A 14761-nucleotide genomic window follows, 5' to 3' on the forward strand; every position below is an offset into this window, starting at 1 on the left:
AGTTAACCTTTTGGCTTAAAAATAAGTGCAATTATAAATGAGAATAAAATTGCTGCTGAAATTCCAGATGAAGTAAGTGAAAAGATCCCCATTCCAATACCAATAAATCCGTGATCACTTGCTTCTGCCATCGCTCCATGTAATAAGGAATGCCCAAAACTAGTAATTGGAACGGTTGCACCTGCACCAGCAAATTTTATTAGCTTATCGTAAATTCCAAATCCATCTAAAATTGACCCAATTACTACAAATATGCACATCACATGCCCTGGTGTTAATTTTGTAAAATCAAAAAATAATTGGCCAATTACACAAATTAGACCTCCTACTATAAAAGCATTAACAAAATCCATCTGAACACCTCCTAACAGCTTTCGAAAACGACAGCATGTGAAATAGTTGGAATTGATTCTTTCTGTTGAATCATTGTTGGGCTTAAAAGAGCGCCGGTTGCCGCTACTAAAATTCGTTTATAAGTACCTTTATTTAACTCTTGAAATAAATGACCATATGTTACAACTGCTGAACAAGCACATCCACTTCCCCCAGCAAAAACTTCCTGATTTTCTCGATCATAGATTAGCAATCCACAATCATTATATTTCCCTGCCATATCATATCCTTCTTCTCTAACAAGTTGTTCGCAAATTGGTGCGCCTACTGCTGAAAGATCTCCAGTTACGATAAAATCATAATCATCAGGTGTCGTATTTGTGTCCTTAAAGTGTTGTACGATTGTATAGGCTGCTGCTGGTGCCATTGCAGAACCCATGTCGAATGGATCTGTCAAACCTAAATCCTGAACTGTACCAATTGTGGCGCATTTTACTTTTATTTTGCTTTTTTTATTCGAAAGGAGAACACTTCCTGCTCCAGTTACTGTAAAAGTTGCTGAATCTGGTTTCTGTCCACCATATTCTGTCGGATATCTATATTGCCTTTCAGCAGTAGCATTATGGCTACTTGTTGCTGCCAATGCCATTTTTGCATAACCACTATCGATTAACTGTGCGCCAAGTGCAGCCGTTTCCATTGATGTTGAGCAGGCACCAAACATACATAAAAAAGGTAGTTGCAATTCCCTTGCCATAAAGTTCGCAGTAACATTTTGATTTAGTAAATCTCCTGCTAAAAATACATCAATATCTTCTACGGTTTTGTTTGCTTTTTTTAGAGCAACCGAAATTGCATTTCTCATTAATGCTCTTTCTGCTAATTCCCAATTATCTTCATTACAATGAAGATCTTCATAAGCATAATCAAATTTGCCACCTAACAGTCCCAAGTTTTCTCTTGGTCCTACAGCAGTTCCAGACGCTTGGACATAAACACCATTTTGAAACTCCCAAGTTTGTTTACCGACTAAAGCCATATGTACTCACCTCCTAAAAGAATACTTTAAATGCGTATCGTATCATTCCAACGACGTATGCCGAAACAACTCCATAAACAATTACACAACCAGCTAGTTTAAACATATTTGTTGCAACCCCTAAAACGAGACCTTCACTTCTATGTTCCATAGCAGCACTCGTCATAGAGTTGGCAAAGCCTGTTACAGGAACAGCAGATCCTGCGCCTGCAAATTGTCCAATTTTGTCATATATACCTAACCCTGTAAGTAAGCTAGAAATTAAAACAAGTGTAGCTACTGTTGGATCACCAACATTTTTTTCAGTAAAGTTAAAATAGTTAATATAGATTTTCGTAATACACTCACCTAAAAGACAGATAAATCCTCCAACTAAAAACGCTTTAATACAATTTTTTAATACCGGTTTTTTCGGTTGGTATGGTTTTATATTCTCTTTATAATTAGCTTTTAATTTCCCACTCATTTCATCCATCCTTTACTCTATAAAATAAATCCAATGAAATAACGACCCAAAAACTTTACCTAGTGCAATTGCCATTAATAAGTACACAATTTTCTTTTGAATGCCAATTCGTTTCGCTAAGATTGGAAAAACGTTTAATACTTCGGTTAACGCTGCAGCTAACATTCCAATAAAAATACCTGCTAACAGCCCGATAAAAACTGAAAAGATATTCGGCAAATTAAAAACGGTATTTCGTAAACTAATCCAGCAACCAAAAATTGCCCCCAAAATAACTGCAAACTCATAAGCTCGAATTTTTTTAATCGTTTTTGTTAACTGCGTTAGTCTTGGAATAATACCAATAACCGATAAAAATGCTACAAAGCCAGTACCAACGGCAATACCTCCTGAAAAACCTACAAACACTGTAAACAAATCTCTAATCATCGGTATTCACACTTTTGTTTGGCTTTTTATTTTCGTTTACTAACACATATTCATCCATTGAGCGTTGATACTGATACATTTCTACTTCAAGAGGACTCGGTTCTTCGTTTAATCTAGTCTTAAACCATTGATTAAAAAATAAAATCATCCCAATTCCTAGTCCAAAAGAATATGGTACTTGAAGTAATAAAGGCTTATGATTATGTTCTCCTGTAATCATATAGTAAATTCGTTGTTGAACCTGTTGCATGCTAACATCTTCGTGGAAATAAATAATTGCTAATGAAGAACCTGTAAATAACAAGATCCAAACGAAACAAAACAGAAAAAAACGATCCTTTGAAACTTCATTTTTAAGTTCTATTATGCACATTGTCACTCCAACGATCTCGAACGAAATATCAGGCTCAATTTCAAGAATTAATGGTAAAAGCTCTAGAATATCAATAACTGTATGTGTACCATCCTCCCTTTTTGATTCATGTACAATGATGTTTTGAATTTTGGTTAAATCAACATTAATCCCTTGTAATCGTGCAATCTCTCCTAGATGTACACTTTTACCTACTTGTACAACGATTCGATTGAGTAATTTAATATATAGAACCTTATTCATACTTTCCCCTCAGTTTCAAAGCTTTATGAATTCAATTACAACTAGTATGTGAAAACTTCCCAAAAATATAAGTCCAGTAAGATTGATCTGAGTAGTTCGGTAAGTAAAAATAGGAAAAGTTAGTCGTCAGCCCTTTTGAAAAAAAAGCATCTGAAAGGGGAACTTGAAGATGTTCATTATTATTTGAAACTAGAGTTACAGTAAAAACACAAAAATAAAGACAAAATAAAAAAGCTGAAAAATCGTATTATATTTCCTACGATTCTTCAGCTTTTTTAGCTCAAGATTTTATTTAATTTTATCTTTCATCTGTTGGAGAATCTTTTTCTCTAGTCTTGAAACTTGGACTTGAGAAATTCCTAATCGTTCAGCAACTTCTGATTGAGTTTGATCTTTATAATATCTTAAATAGACAATTAATCTCTCTCGATCATCTAGTTGTTTTATCGCTTCTTTTAATGCAAATTTTTCAAACCAATTTGTTTCATGGTTATCAGCAATTTGATCTAACAATGTAATAGGATCACCATCATTTTCATACACCGTTTCATGTATTGATGAAGGAGCTCTACTAGCCTCTTGTGCAAGTACAACATCCTCTGGTGTAATTTCCATATGAGTAGCAATCTCGTTAATTGTAGGCATTCTTCCAAGCGTTTTACTTAATTCTTCTTTTGCTTTTCGAATCTTATTATTCGTTTCTTTTAATGAACGACTCACTTTAACCGTTCCGTCGTCTCGAATAAATCGTTGGATTTCTCCGATAATCATCGGAACAGCATATGTAGAAAATCGTACATCATATGATAAATCAAATTTATCTACCGATTTCAATAATCCGATACAACCAATCTGAAATAAATCATCTGGTTCATATCCACGGTTAATAAAGCGCTGAACAACTGACCATACAAGTCTCATGTTGTGCCCGACGATGCTGTCTCTAGCCAATTGATCTCCAGCCTGACTACGCTTAATTAACTCTTTTAATTCATGATCCTTTAACTGCGCACGGGGTTGATCTTGCTTGACTTCTACGTCCATAGGCGATTCTCCTTAATTACTTAAAACATTGCTATTTGATAAGTACTTTTTAACCGTAATCGTTGTACCAACATTGATAGTGGACACAACTTCACATTTATCCATGAAATTCTCCATAATCGTAAATCCCATGCCGGATCTTTCTAAATCTGGTTTTGAAGTGTATAAAGGTTGCATTGCTTCATCTAAATCAGCAATACCTATCCCTTCATCTCGAATTGTTAAAGTTACTGTTTGATCTTCTAGAAGAACTGAAATGAATACGATACCTTCAGGATTATTTTCATAACCATGAATAATCGCATTTGTAACAGCCTCAGATACTACAGTTTTAATCTCAGTTAATTCATCTAATGTAGGATCTAGCTGGGTAATAAATGCAGCTACAGTTACACGAGCAAATGATTCATTTTGACTTAATGCGGAAAATTGAAGGTTCATTTCATTTCGCATTATGCCACCCCCAATACATTAAGTCCATTTGACTCATCATCAGCTAAATGAACAATCTTAAATAAACCAGACATATCAAACAACCGCTTAATTGATGGAGAAATTGAACATACAACCATTTCTCCACCTTTATTTCGAATAACTTTATATCTACCTAAAATGACACCTAAACCAGAACTATCCATGAACGTTAGATGTTCAAGATTTAATAAAATATGTTTGATAGTCTGTGACTCTAATACCTCATTTACTTGTAAACGTAAATCCTCAGCAGTGTGATGATCTAGTTCCCCTGCAAGTCTTACACAAAGGATTGCATTTTTCACTTCAAGTTCAATATTAAGACTCACTACAATAACCTCCTTATTTGACGGTTATTCTAGAGTTTCGTTAAAACTAAACCGAATTCCTTCACGTGTGACAAAACTAGTGGCAAAACGCCAAATCTTTTAGTAATACTCGAAATTAGTCGGAAAAAATCAGTTGAATCCTCCAACAGTACGCTTAAATAAATCGTACCAATTAGCTTTATTTACTGATTTATTAGCTACCAAGTCTGTTTTAGATAAAACTTTACTACCTTGTTTTAATATTAAAACTCCGACAACTTGCCCTTTTTTAATTGGAGCCTGAATATTTTTGTTCAGCTGAATATCTTTCGTAATTTTATTCATCGCTTCACCCTTCTTCAATACAACTGAAACTGGGCTTTTAGTGATAACATTTACACCTTTAGACTTACCTTTGCTTATACTAAGCCTTTCGATATTCTCACCTTGTTTAATTAATTGTTTTACTTGATATTGATTAAATGCATAATCAAGTAAATTTGTCATTTGTGCATTTCTTTCTTTAGAGGTTGGTGCACCCATAATTACGCTAACTACTCGCATGTTGTTCTTCTTAGCAGTTGCTGTTAAACAATATTTTGCTTCTGCAGTAAATCCAGTTTTCAAGCCATCCGCTCCTGGATAAAAACGAACTAGTTTATTTGTATTAACTAGCCAAAATTGTTTTTCAGTATCTTTTCTCAAGTAATCTTCATAAGTACCAGTAAACTTTGTGATTAGTGGATATTTTAAAAGCTCTCTTCCCATGATTGCCATATCATACGCAGATGAATAATGACCAGGTGCAGGTAGCCCAGTTGGATTTTCAAAATGTGTATTTTTTAATCCTAACTGTTTTACTTTTTTATTCATTAGAGCGACAAAGGCCTCTTCTGTACCTGCAATTTTCTCTGCCATTGCGACCGATGCGTCATTTCCTGATGCAATTGCAATCCCTTTTAACATTTCTTTTACTGTCATCTCTTCGCCAGGTTCTAAAAAGATTTGTGATCCACCCATTGACGCAGCATGTTCACTTGTCATTACTTTATCATCTAATCTAAGTTTTCCTTTATTGATTTCTTCCATAATAATAAGCATTGTCATAATCTTAGTCATACTTGCTGGTGGAAGCTCTTTTCTAGCGTCTTTTTCATATAAGATTTTCCCAGTATCTTGTTCAATAATTACGGAAGATAATGCACTTTTTGCTAAACTTACATCATTATTTTGTGTCTCTCTTGCATCTACTTTAGGTAGTGATAAAGAAAAGATCATAACACTACTTAAAAGAGTTAGTAATACCCTTTTCATCTATAACCCTCCATTCTTTTCATACATATTTTTTCCAAATATAAGTAGTTTAATCAACCTGTGAAGAAAATATTAGAAAGAATGGAACTATTTACATACATGAGAACATATGATACAAGTAAAGTGTATTAATTACACTCATACACTTAATACACTCCATACACTTAAGAAAACATTTGAGGTGATGATCTCTTGATTATTATTTTAGACCCAAGAAGCCATTTACCCCTTTGGGAGCAAATTGTTCTACAAACAAAAGAACAAATGTTAAGAAAGATTTTGGTAAATGGCGATAAACTTCCTTCCGTACGTGAATTAGCAACTACATTGGTGATCAATCCAAATACTGTTAGTAGAGCCTATCAAGAACTAGAGCGCACTGGAGTCATCGAAACGATAAGGGGTAAAGGAACATTTGTCATTGGTTTAACAAAAGAGACGGTTTCAACAGATTCCCTTTTAAAATATAAAAATAAACTTTCCAATTTATTAATTGATTGTTTAACAGATGGCGTAAAAGAGGAAGAAATAATGAAATGGGTAAAAGAGTTTTATTCTAATAAAGGAGCTGAATAGTTTGTTGAAAATCCATCATTTAAGTAAAAAACTCGATGAACATGAAGTGTTAAAAAATCTAAACTTTCAAATAGAAAAAGGTAAAATCACAGGCTTAATCGGTAGAAATGGAGCTGGTAAAACGACTCTTTTAAGGACAATCGTTGGCATTCTATCACCAGATGAAGGCTCAATAAGTATTGACGATAAAGAGATTAACGAATCACCTAATACTAGAAGACAAATTGCATATATGAGTGATTCTACAAATTTCATTAATCAATACAGTGTGAAAGAGCTTATTACGATCTATGAAAATTCATATCCAAACTTCAATAAACACAAATTTCAAGAAGCATTAAATAAATATAAATTACCAAATACATCTCTGCGTAAATACTCAAAAGGGATGAAAACACTCATCTATTTATTATTAACCTTTTCAACAGATGCAAAATATGTCATTTTAGACGAACCAACTAATGGTTTAGATGCAGTCGTTAAACGGACTGTTTTGCAATTAATCATTGAATATGCAAGCACAAACTCAGTCGGAGTGATTATTTCTTCACATCATCTTGCTGAGCTAGAAAAAATAATTGATCAATATTTATTTATTAAGGATGGAAGAATTAATTCAATCTCTACAATGGAAGAAAGTACGAGTCAATTTTACAAATTACAAGTAGCATTTGAAGATGGTTTACCTAAAATATTTGAAGATGACCCGTCTATTACTGTATTCTCAAAAACTGGCAAAGTAGCAATCATCATTATTAATGGAAATAAGAACGAATATATAAAACGAATGGAAAATGAAAATCCACTTCTTCTAGAAGAACTTCCATTGACATTAGAGGATTTATTTTTCATAAATGATGGAGGGGACTTATATGTTTAGTAAAGCATTGTGGCTAATAAATTCCAAACAATCTAGACTTGCACTTATTTTATTATATCTTGTCTATCTGATTATTCTTCCATTTAGCTATTACAATAACACTGATGAATTACATCGAGCATTACTAACTAATCCTAGTGATCCGTACCTTTATATATCTGACTTTAGTATGCTAGCATTTATTTCACCGATCATTGTATTAATATTAAGTATTTTATTAATAGGAATTGGACGAAATACAGGAGGAATTGATTTTCAATTTTCACTTCCTTACTCACCAAGACAACTTTATTTATCAAAATGGGTGTTTGGAATTACTCATATTTTTATGGCGACTGTTGGATTAATAATTTTAACTCTATTAATCCATTACAATACGAATCTACACAAATATATTGATGCTTCATCATTTGTATCCATTTTTACTGTCATATTCCTATTTACGATTGCTTTTTTTACAATAGGTCTATCAATTGGAACACTTACAGGTCATTATTTTTCTCAAACACTTTTCACTATTTTTACGATTTTCTCACCAAGTATTATCTATTTTAGTATTTATTCAAACTTAAATGGGATCTTTAACTATAAATTACCTGACATTAGCTTTGAAAAAACGATTACTAGTTGGTCTATTCCATATCAAACAGGTCCACTATCAATTTCAAAGGATTTTAATGAACAAATTGTTCATTATCCAACTATAGATTACGGAAATTTATCGATCATTATCCTCTATATCGTTGCATTTCTAATAATCGGTTTATTATGTTATAACAGATCTGCGAATGTCAATAATGGCAAATTATTCGTTTATAAAAAATTCGGTTTATTCGTAAACGTCTTATTTGTATATCTTTCAGCGACATTAATCGCTTTATTAACATCTACAATTGCCAATGGAAATAACACGATTATTTACGTGATTGGATTAATAATTGGTACCGTTGTTGGCTATTTCTTCTATAAACGATTAAATAAATTTTTTGATTAATGTTTTTCAAAATCTAAATATCAAAAAACAACAAATTAAAAAGCGCTGGTTCTTAGAAGAATCAGCGCTTTTTTTTATGCAATAAAGTTTAATGCAAATCGTACAAAGAATAATGCTGAAATTGCCACCATATATGGTGTGATTTCAGTTTTCTTACCTGCTGCCATTTTTACTAATGGATAAGCAATAAAACCGAATGCAATTCCGTCAATAATACTATATGTTAAAGGAATGAATGCTAAAATTAAGAAGGCTGGTATTGCCTCAGTAGGATCATCCAATTGAATATCTGTAATATGTTTAACCATTAATGAACCGATTATGATTAAGATTGGTGCAATCGCAGATGTTGGAATATATGCTATTAATGGCATAAAGAGTAAACATCCTAAAAATAAAAATCCAGTTACAACTGAAGTAAGACCTGATCGACCACCAGAACTAATACCTGCACTACCTTCAACAGCAATAACTGTTGGGCTAGTTCCAAGTAAACCGGATAAAATAATACCAAACGCAGTTCCTTGAACAACCTTTTGTTGCTTATGCTCTTGGTTCATCATGCTTAATTGACCATGAATAATACCGATTGATTCGAATAATACAACCATCGTTAACGAAAATACTGCAATCCAAAATGGAAAACTCAATAAATGAGTAAAGGTCAGTTGTCCGACAACTTCACTAGCAGATTTCATTGTAATATTTGTTGTATCATGTGCTTTTTCAATTCCACCATGTAAAATGAAAGAAATGATTGTACCTAAAATAACTGTAATTAAAAAGTTTGCAGGTACATTTTTAATAAAAAGATAAATCGCAATACCTAGTGTAATAACTGTTGCTAAAACATCCACGTTTGTAAAATTTGCAATCGATACGAACGTACTTTCATTTTTTACAACAATCCCACCAGCTTGAAGACCGATAAACGTTAAGAAAAATCCAATTCCAACTGTAATTGCACTTTTTAGTGATAATGGAATCGCAGTTGTTAATTTCTTAATTAATTTTGTGAATGATAAAATTGATAATAAGATTCCACTTACAAATACAACAGCAAGTGCTTCCTTCCAATTCATTCCCATTTCTCCAACCATTGTATAAGTAAACAATGCGTTGATGCCCATTCCCGGAACTAATACTAAAGGTGAATTACTCCATAATCCCATCATAACGCTTCCAAAGAAAGCTGACAAAATTGTGGCAATCATTGCACCTTGGAACGGTATACCTGCATCATGCAAAATTGTACTATTAACGGATAAAATATAGACAAGTGTTAGAAATGAAACTGCACCTGCAATCAACTCCGTTTTAATGGTCGTACCGCTACCTTCAAGATTAAACTGTTTGTTCAATAAATTTTTCAAAGAAATTCCTCTCTTTTAGTGTCTCCCTCTCCCACCCATGCAACAAGGCACGATTACAATTATACTAAATTTAATCAAATAATTAAACAAGAAAATAATTTTCTTTAGTGTTTTGATTTACAAAAGCTTCATAATCACAACAATACTAACAGTTTCTCATCTTGTAAAAACTTATAGTTTTTTAGTGTTTCGTTTATGAAAATTTTTTTGATGAGCAAGTTGATTGGAAATAAAAAGTACTGGATTCATATAAGAAATACACGGGCTTGAGATCTCAAGCTGTTAGGCAACAGCTTAGGTCCCTATTGCCCGGAGAATGCGAGCATCTTTTGTAGTAATCTCCGGACTTGAAACAATAAATATTAAGCATTTCCGTAATAATCAGCTACATAGATAAAACCTTTTTTTCGAAGGATATAATTTTCTTCATTTAAAGAATAACATTTTGCTTGTTCATTTTTTAGGAATTCCTTATCACCTTGATTATGTTCTTGGTCATCTGCACTTTCAGACTTCAAGGCTAAAATAGGATGACCATCAAAAAATACATGAGTCCTCAATGCAATTGATGGTGAAGAATGTAACACAAAAAATAAAATGATAGGTATTAATATTACCGGACTAAATATCAGCATTATTTCTTTCCACGTCGTTTGCCTCAACTTTACACCTCTTATTAGAATAACTTTATTAGAATAACTATTTATTATTCTTCTGGTTAAATTTTCCTTCATTATGTGATAATTCGCTAAAAACTTTATAACTCCTTTTTTCGACAATCACCTTCTATTTGAAATAAAAAGGCCGATTATAGATTAGTACTTATGTAACTTAAATATGCATTAGTTGTATACCGATTATGTTAAAACAATATAAGGATTCACTAATTTCTCCTATATTTTTCTTGTTTCTTCTCTTAAGATAGAACTAGAGAATAAAATAGGAGTGTTTTTTTTTGAAGGAATTATTTAAGAAAGTGTCAGCAACAATTGGTTTTACTTTGCTAGTTACAAGTCCCATTATCTTCCCAATGTTGTTATTTATATTTGGGATGTCAACTGACGCCGATGGTACTGGGGCTGGTGGGGAATTATCAGGATCCTTTTACTTTACGATGTACTTGTTAATCTATTTTATTGCCATCATACTGATAACTGCTATTATTACTAAATTGATAATCAATAAAAATATTGTATTTAAGCTTATTAGCTGGACTGTTTTGTTGTTTTTACCCTTTATTTTACAGAAATTTTCATTCACTGAAATGTATGGCTTCCTATTCATTCCAATTGGGGTTATTTTATTAATCACTTTTGCAATCTATAATAGACTTGATACGTGGAAGAAGCCTTTTGTATGGTTTTTAATCATCTTTCCATATATCATTTTTGTACTTATGTTATTAGGAAGCTTAAGCTTAAGTATTTAGAAAAATAAAGGCTTAAAAATAAGCAAAAACAAACCCTTGCGTAATATGGCAAGGGTTTGTCAAAAGTAGCAATAAAGCTAAAGTTCCAATCAATTAACTTAAAAATTTCTCTATTCATTTTTAATCTAGAACTTCTCCCCAGTCATAATTGACATAAAATCCTTATAAAACCCTTCATAATCGAGGCCTACTGCGATATGTTGTTTCGGTCTTCCATCAAATTTCTCAGGAGTATCCGTTACTCGAAAATCTGCAATACTTTGCCCCCTAGCTACATCGGTTGAATCAATTACAACAGCCGAAGTATAGAATTTAAATAAATCGCTACGTATGACTGCCATGAGCGTTACAGCATCATGAACTGGGCTCCCTTTTATGCCGGGTACCTTCTTTTGATAGAAGTTGAAATAATAATAATCTAATAATGGTTTTACAAGATCAGTCTTCCCTTTAGAATGAATATAATTGGCCATGGAAGGAGTTACGATGGCATTTTGCGTTACATTTAATGGGAAAATATATGCACCACTTACATATTTCATAACGATATTAGCTGCTATCGGATCACCATGAAAATTCGCTTCTGCTACTGGTGTAACATTTCCAGGATAAAGAAAAGCTCCGCCCATAATATAGTAAGAATTCACACTTTTCATCAAATCTTCGTATAAGATAAATAGGGTCGCTAGCGAGGTTAACCTCCCAGTATTTACGATTATTAGTTCATCCTTATATTGTTCAATCAAATTGATCACTTCACAAAAGTTCTCTAAGTTCTCTAACTTTAACCCTGGATCAATTGGACCTAAACCAAACGGTCCATGTATATCAAGATAATAGGTCGGGATTTCTCCCGTCATTGGTTTCTCAGCACCCCCATAAACTTTAATATATTCTTTTCCTGACCTTTTAAGTAAAAACCGAACATTCCTTGTCGTTTCTTTTTTAGATACATTCCCATAATCCGCTACAATCCCAATTATATCAATATCTTCTGTTAATCGTGCATAAACCAAAGCGATCGCATCATCAATTCCTACATCACCAAAAAATAACACTTTCTTTACCATTAGCTTAGCTCCCTTTAAATCAAAACTTTGGAACATTTTTTTATTATTAATTCCTTTGATATAAAGGTATGTTGCTATCTTTTTGAAAAGTATATAAAAAAGATCGTATATGATTAACTTGAAAAGTAACCTGCCATTAAGAAGAACAAAAAAAGCTATTCTCATCACTGAGAATAGCTTTTAAATATTTTTAAGCTTCCATAATTAAATCATAAACTAATGTAGGTTCTTCTACTTTTTCAGTAGAAATTTTAATGTTTTCTAATAAGTCTTTTTCAACTTCACTAATATCTTCTGTGCTTGAATATACAGTAACTAATGAATCTCCTTTTTTAACTGCTTCGCCTACTTTTTTGTTTAGCATTAATCCAACAGCTAAGTCGATAACTGATTCTTTTGTTGCACGTCCTGCGCCTAATTTCATAGCTGCTGTTCCAACTGCATCAGCAACGATTTGTGAAACATACCCGTCTTGCTTTGCTACTACTTCTTGTACATATTTAGCTTGTGGTAGTTTTGATGGATCATCTACTACTGAACCGTCTCCACCTTGAGCTACTAAAAATGCTTTAAATACTTCTAAAGCTTTTCCGTTTTTCATATTTTCTAGAAGTTTAGCTCTTGCTTCTTCTAATGTTTCAGCTTTTTTAGCTAGTACAACCATTTGGCTACCTAATACTAAGCATAATTCTTCTAAATCTTTTGGACCTTCACCTTTAAGAGTGTCAATTGCTTCTTTCACTTCTAATGCATTTCCAATCGCAAAACCTAATGGTTGGCTCATATCAGAAATAACTGCAACTGTTTGTCTTCCAACGTTGTTCCCAATCTTAACCATCGCTTTAGCTAAATCGCGTGCATCATCAATATCTTTCATAAATGCACCTGCACCAGTTTTAACATCTAAAACAATAGCGTCTGCACCAGCAGCGATTTTTTTACTCATAATTGAACTTGAAATTAATGGGATTGAGTTAACAGTTGCTGTTACATCACGTAGTGCATATAACTTTTTGTCAGCAGGTGTTAAATCTCCTGTTTGTCCGATAACGGCTAATTTAATATCATTTACTTGTTTCATAAATTCTTCTTCTGTTAATTCAACATGGAAGCCTTCTACAGCTTCTAATTTATCGATTGTACCACCAGTATGACCTAAACCACGTCCGCTCATTTTGGCAACTGGAATATCTAAAGAAGCTACTAATGGACCTAATACAAGTGTAGTTGTATCACCTACTCCACCAGTTGAATGCTTATCAACTTTGATTCCTTCAATGTTAGAAAGGTCAATTGTATCACCAGAATGTACCATTGCCATTGTTAAATCACTATATTCTTTTTCAGTCATACCTTTTAAGAAAACTGCCATTGCAAAAGCACTCATTTGGTAATCAGGTACACTACCATCAGTGAAACCTTTGATTACAAAATTAACTTCTTCTGTTGTTAATGTTTTTCCGTCACGTTTTTTTTCGATTAAATCTACCATTCTCATTTTCGAAACGCCTCTTTCTAATTTGTATATATTACTTCTAATGAAAAGTGACTTCCACATAATGTAGAAGTCCTTTTATATTCGTTAACTTTTGAATTAACCGATTTTACGAATAATCTCTTTTACTAATGATAAAAATGAAGCTCTTACTCTTTGTGTTGTTTCAATAACTTCTTCATGGTTTAGCGGTTGATCTAAAATGCCTGCTGCCATGTTTGAAATACATGAAATACCAAGTACTCTTAATTCAGCATGACGTGCCACAATTACTTCAGATACAGTTGACATCCCAACAGCATCAGCACCTAATGTTCTAAACATGCGAATTTCAGCTGGAGTTTCATAAGATGGTCCTGTCAGTGCAGCGTAAACTCCTTCTTGAAGTTTTACATCTACTTCACTAGCAGCATTTTTTGCAAGCTCTCTTAATTCACGGTCATATGGATAAGACATATCTACAAAACGAACGCCTAGCTCTGGGTTATTTGGTCCAATTAGTGGACTAGTACCAGTAAAATTAATATGGTCTGTAATTAACATTAAATCTCCAGGTTCGTATGAAGTATTAACTCCACCTGCAGCATTCGTTACGATTAATTTTTCTACACCTAATTCTTTCATGATACGTACAGGGAATGTAACTTTTTCCATGCTATATCCTTCGTAGTAGTGAACTCGTCCTTGCATTGCTACTACTTCAATACCGTGTATCGTTCCAAAAACTAGTTGTCCTTCATGTCCTTCAACTGTTGATGTTGGATATTCAGGAATTGTATGATACGGAATTTTTTCTTGATTTTCAATTTCATCAACAAGAACTCCTAAACCTGATCCTAAGATCAATCCAATTTTAGGCTGTCTGTCAACTTTACTTTTAATAAAATCAGCGGCTTTATCGATATTTTCTTTATTCATATG

18 protein-coding genes are annotated in these 14761 nt (G+C 33.0%); 4 read left to right on the top strand and 14 right to left on the bottom strand.

Annotated features, from left to right (window positions below):
- Window positions 1-2: 2 nt before the first annotated feature.
- The 9 genes from spoVAE to COJ46_RS11450 all read right to left on the bottom strand — a co-directional run bounded on the left by spoVAE (window position 3) and on the right by COJ46_RS11450 (window position 6023).
- Window positions 3-353: a stage V sporulation protein AE gene (gene spoVAE, locus COJ46_RS11410; RefSeq protein WP_097979052.1), complete on the bottom strand. Its 351-nt coding sequence runs from the start codon at window positions 351-353 to the stop codon at window positions 3-5.
- A gap of 11 nt (window positions 354-364) precedes the next feature.
- The gene (gene spoVAD / locus COJ46_RS11415) at window positions 365-1372 is read right to left on the bottom strand and encodes a stage V sporulation protein AD (RefSeq protein WP_097979051.1); all 1008 of its coding nucleotides are present in this window, start codon (window positions 1370-1372) and stop codon (window positions 365-367) included.
- Between the two features lie 13 nt (window positions 1373-1385).
- On the bottom strand, window positions 1386-1838 hold the full coding sequence (gene spoVAC, locus COJ46_RS11420) for a stage V sporulation protein AC (protein ID WP_097979050.1): 453 nt from the start codon (window positions 1836-1838) through the stop codon (window positions 1386-1388).
- Window positions 1839-1850: 12 nt separating this feature from the next.
- Window positions 1851-2267: a stage V sporulation protein AB gene (locus COJ46_RS11425; RefSeq protein WP_097979049.1), complete on the bottom strand. Its 417-nt coding sequence runs from the start codon at window positions 2265-2267 to the stop codon at window positions 1851-1853.
- Window positions 2260-2883 (bottom strand): stage V sporulation protein AA, encoded by a 624-nt coding sequence (locus tag COJ46_RS11430; RefSeq protein ID WP_098565930.1) that lies wholly within the window; start codon window positions 2881-2883, stop codon window positions 2260-2262. The genes COJ46_RS11425 and COJ46_RS11430 overlap by 8 nt, the downstream gene beginning before the upstream one ends.
- A 288-nt stretch (window positions 2884-3171) precedes the next feature.
- Window positions 3172-3927 carry an RNA polymerase sporulation sigma factor SigF gene (sigF, locus tag COJ46_RS11435; protein ID WP_056466881.1) on the bottom strand — a complete coding sequence of 252 codons (756 nt, stop codon included), beginning with the start codon at window positions 3925-3927 and terminating at the stop codon, window positions 3172-3174.
- Window positions 3928-3939: 12 nt separating this feature from the next.
- Window positions 3940-4380: an anti-sigma F factor gene (gene spoIIAB, locus COJ46_RS11440; protein WP_097979047.1), complete on the bottom strand. Its 441-nt coding sequence runs from the start codon at window positions 4378-4380 to the stop codon at window positions 3940-3942.
- Window positions 4380-4730, bottom strand: coding sequence for an anti-sigma F factor antagonist (gene spoIIAA, locus COJ46_RS11445; RefSeq protein WP_069031806.1), 351 nt, complete (start codon window positions 4728-4730; stop codon window positions 4380-4382). The genes spoIIAB and spoIIAA overlap by 1 nt, the downstream gene beginning before the upstream one ends.
- 129 nt (window positions 4731-4859) lie before the next feature.
- Window positions 4860-6023 (bottom strand): D-alanyl-D-alanine carboxypeptidase family protein, encoded by a 1164-nt coding sequence (locus tag COJ46_RS11450; protein ID WP_097979046.1) that lies wholly within the window; start codon window positions 6021-6023, stop codon window positions 4860-4862.
- A 192-nt stretch (window positions 6024-6215) separates the two neighbouring features.
- Here COJ46_RS11450 and COJ46_RS11455 point away from each other — a divergent pair, with 192 nt between their 5' ends.
- Genes COJ46_RS11455 through COJ46_RS11465 form a run of 3 tightly spaced genes read left to right on the top strand, consistent with a single transcriptional unit; the run spans window position 6216 to window position 8473 of the window.
- On the top strand, window positions 6216-6599 hold the full coding sequence (locus tag COJ46_RS11455) for a GntR family transcriptional regulator (protein WP_097979045.1): 384 nt from the start codon (window positions 6216-6218) through the stop codon (window positions 6597-6599).
- A gap of 1 nt (window position 6600) precedes the next feature.
- Window positions 6601-7479 carry an ABC transporter ATP-binding protein gene (locus COJ46_RS11460; RefSeq protein ID WP_176527939.1) on the top strand — a complete coding sequence of 293 codons (879 nt, stop codon included), beginning with the start codon at window positions 6601-6603 and terminating at the stop codon, window positions 7477-7479.
- The gene (locus tag COJ46_RS11465) at window positions 7472-8473 is read left to right on the top strand and encodes an ABC transporter permease subunit (protein WP_176527940.1); all 1002 of its coding nucleotides are present in this window, start codon (window positions 7472-7474) and stop codon (window positions 8471-8473) included. The genes COJ46_RS11460 and COJ46_RS11465 overlap by 8 nt, the downstream gene beginning before the upstream one ends.
- A gap of 74 nt (window positions 8474-8547) precedes the next feature.
- Here COJ46_RS11465 and COJ46_RS11470 read toward each other — a convergent pair whose 3' ends face one another.
- Window positions 8548-9846, bottom strand: coding sequence for an NCS2 family permease (locus tag COJ46_RS11470; RefSeq protein WP_098565933.1), 1299 nt, complete (start codon window positions 9844-9846; stop codon window positions 8548-8550).
- A gap of 362 nt (window positions 9847-10208) precedes the next feature.
- Window positions 10209-10508, bottom strand: a complete 300-nt coding sequence (locus COJ46_RS11475; protein ID WP_098565934.1) for a hypothetical protein — start codon at window positions 10506-10508, stop codon at window positions 10209-10211.
- A 293-nt stretch (window positions 10509-10801) separates the two neighbouring features.
- On the opposite strand from COJ46_RS11475, the gene COJ46_RS11480 reads away from it, so the two are divergent.
- Window positions 10802-11275 (top strand): hypothetical protein, encoded by a 474-nt coding sequence (locus COJ46_RS11480; RefSeq protein WP_097979040.1) that lies wholly within the window; start codon window positions 10802-10804, stop codon window positions 11273-11275.
- Between the two features lie 125 nt (window positions 11276-11400).
- Here COJ46_RS11480 and COJ46_RS11485 read toward each other — a convergent pair whose 3' ends face one another.
- The 3 genes from COJ46_RS11485 to COJ46_RS11495 all read right to left on the bottom strand — a co-directional run bounded on the left by COJ46_RS11485 (window position 11401) and on the right by COJ46_RS11495 (window position 14758).
- Window positions 11401-12345, bottom strand: coding sequence for a nucleoside hydrolase (locus tag COJ46_RS11485; RefSeq protein ID WP_097979039.1), 945 nt, complete (start codon window positions 12343-12345; stop codon window positions 11401-11403).
- A 190-nt stretch (window positions 12346-12535) separates the two neighbouring features.
- Entirely contained in the window at window positions 12536-13843 is a 1308-nt protein-coding gene (locus tag COJ46_RS11490) for a pyrimidine-nucleoside phosphorylase (protein WP_097979038.1), read from the bottom strand.
- A 96-nt stretch (window positions 13844-13939) separates the two neighbouring features.
- A complete protein-coding gene (locus tag COJ46_RS11495) occupies window positions 13940-14758 on the bottom strand; it encodes a purine-nucleoside phosphorylase (protein WP_098565935.1) in 819 nt (272 codons plus the stop codon).
- Window positions 14759-14761: the final 3 nt, after the last annotated feature.

Source organism: Bacillus sp. AFS077874 (genome assembly GCF_002566505.1).
Classification (GTDB): domain Bacteria; phylum Bacillota; class Bacilli; order Bacillales; family Bacillaceae_G; genus Gottfriedia.

What these genes read in the sequence shown, in the direction of transcription:
- COJ46_RS11490 (WP_097979038.1), bottom strand. Translation starts at nt 13,843, where the DNA reads ATGAGAATGGTAGATTTAATCGAAAAAAAACGTGACGGAAAAACATTA.
- spoVAD (WP_097979051.1), bottom strand. Translation starts at nt 1,372, where the DNA reads ATGGCTTTAGTCGGTAAACAAACTTGGGAGTTTCAAAATGGTGTTTAT.
- COJ46_RS11465 (WP_176527940.1), top strand. Translation starts at nt 7,472, where the DNA reads ATGTTTAGTAAAGCATTGTGGCTAATAAATTCCAAACAATCTAGACTT.
- COJ46_RS11485 (WP_097979039.1), bottom strand. Translation starts at nt 12,345, where the DNA reads ATGGTAAAGAAAGTGTTATTTTTTGGTGATGTAGGAATTGATGATGCG.
- COJ46_RS11425 (WP_097979049.1), bottom strand. Translation starts at nt 2,267, where the DNA reads ATGATTAGAGATTTGTTTACAGTGTTTGTAGGTTTTTCAGGAGGTATT.
- spoVAC (WP_097979050.1), bottom strand. Translation starts at nt 1,838, where the DNA reads ATGAGTGGGAAATTAAAAGCTAATTATAAAGAGAATATAAAACCATAC.
- COJ46_RS11430 (WP_098565930.1), bottom strand. Translation starts at nt 2,883, where the DNA reads ATGAATAAGGTTCTATATATTAAATTACTCAATCGAATCGTTGTACAA.
- COJ46_RS11495 (WP_098565935.1), bottom strand. Translation starts at nt 14,758, where the DNA reads ATGAATAAAGAAAATATCGATAAAGCCGCTGATTTTATTAAAAGTAAA.
- spoVAE (WP_097979052.1), bottom strand. Translation starts at nt 353, where the DNA reads ATGGATTTTGTTAATGCTTTTATAGTAGGAGGTCTAATTTGTGTAATT.
- spoIIAB (WP_097979047.1), bottom strand. Translation starts at nt 4,380, where the DNA reads ATGCGAAATGAAATGAACCTTCAATTTTCCGCATTAAGTCAAAATGAA.
- COJ46_RS11450 (WP_097979046.1), bottom strand. Translation starts at nt 6,023, where the DNA reads ATGAAAAGGGTATTACTAACTCTTTTAAGTAGTGTTATGATCTTTTCT.
- sigF (WP_056466881.1), bottom strand. Translation starts at nt 3,927, where the DNA reads ATGGACGTAGAAGTCAAGCAAGATCAACCCCGTGCGCAGTTAAAGGAT.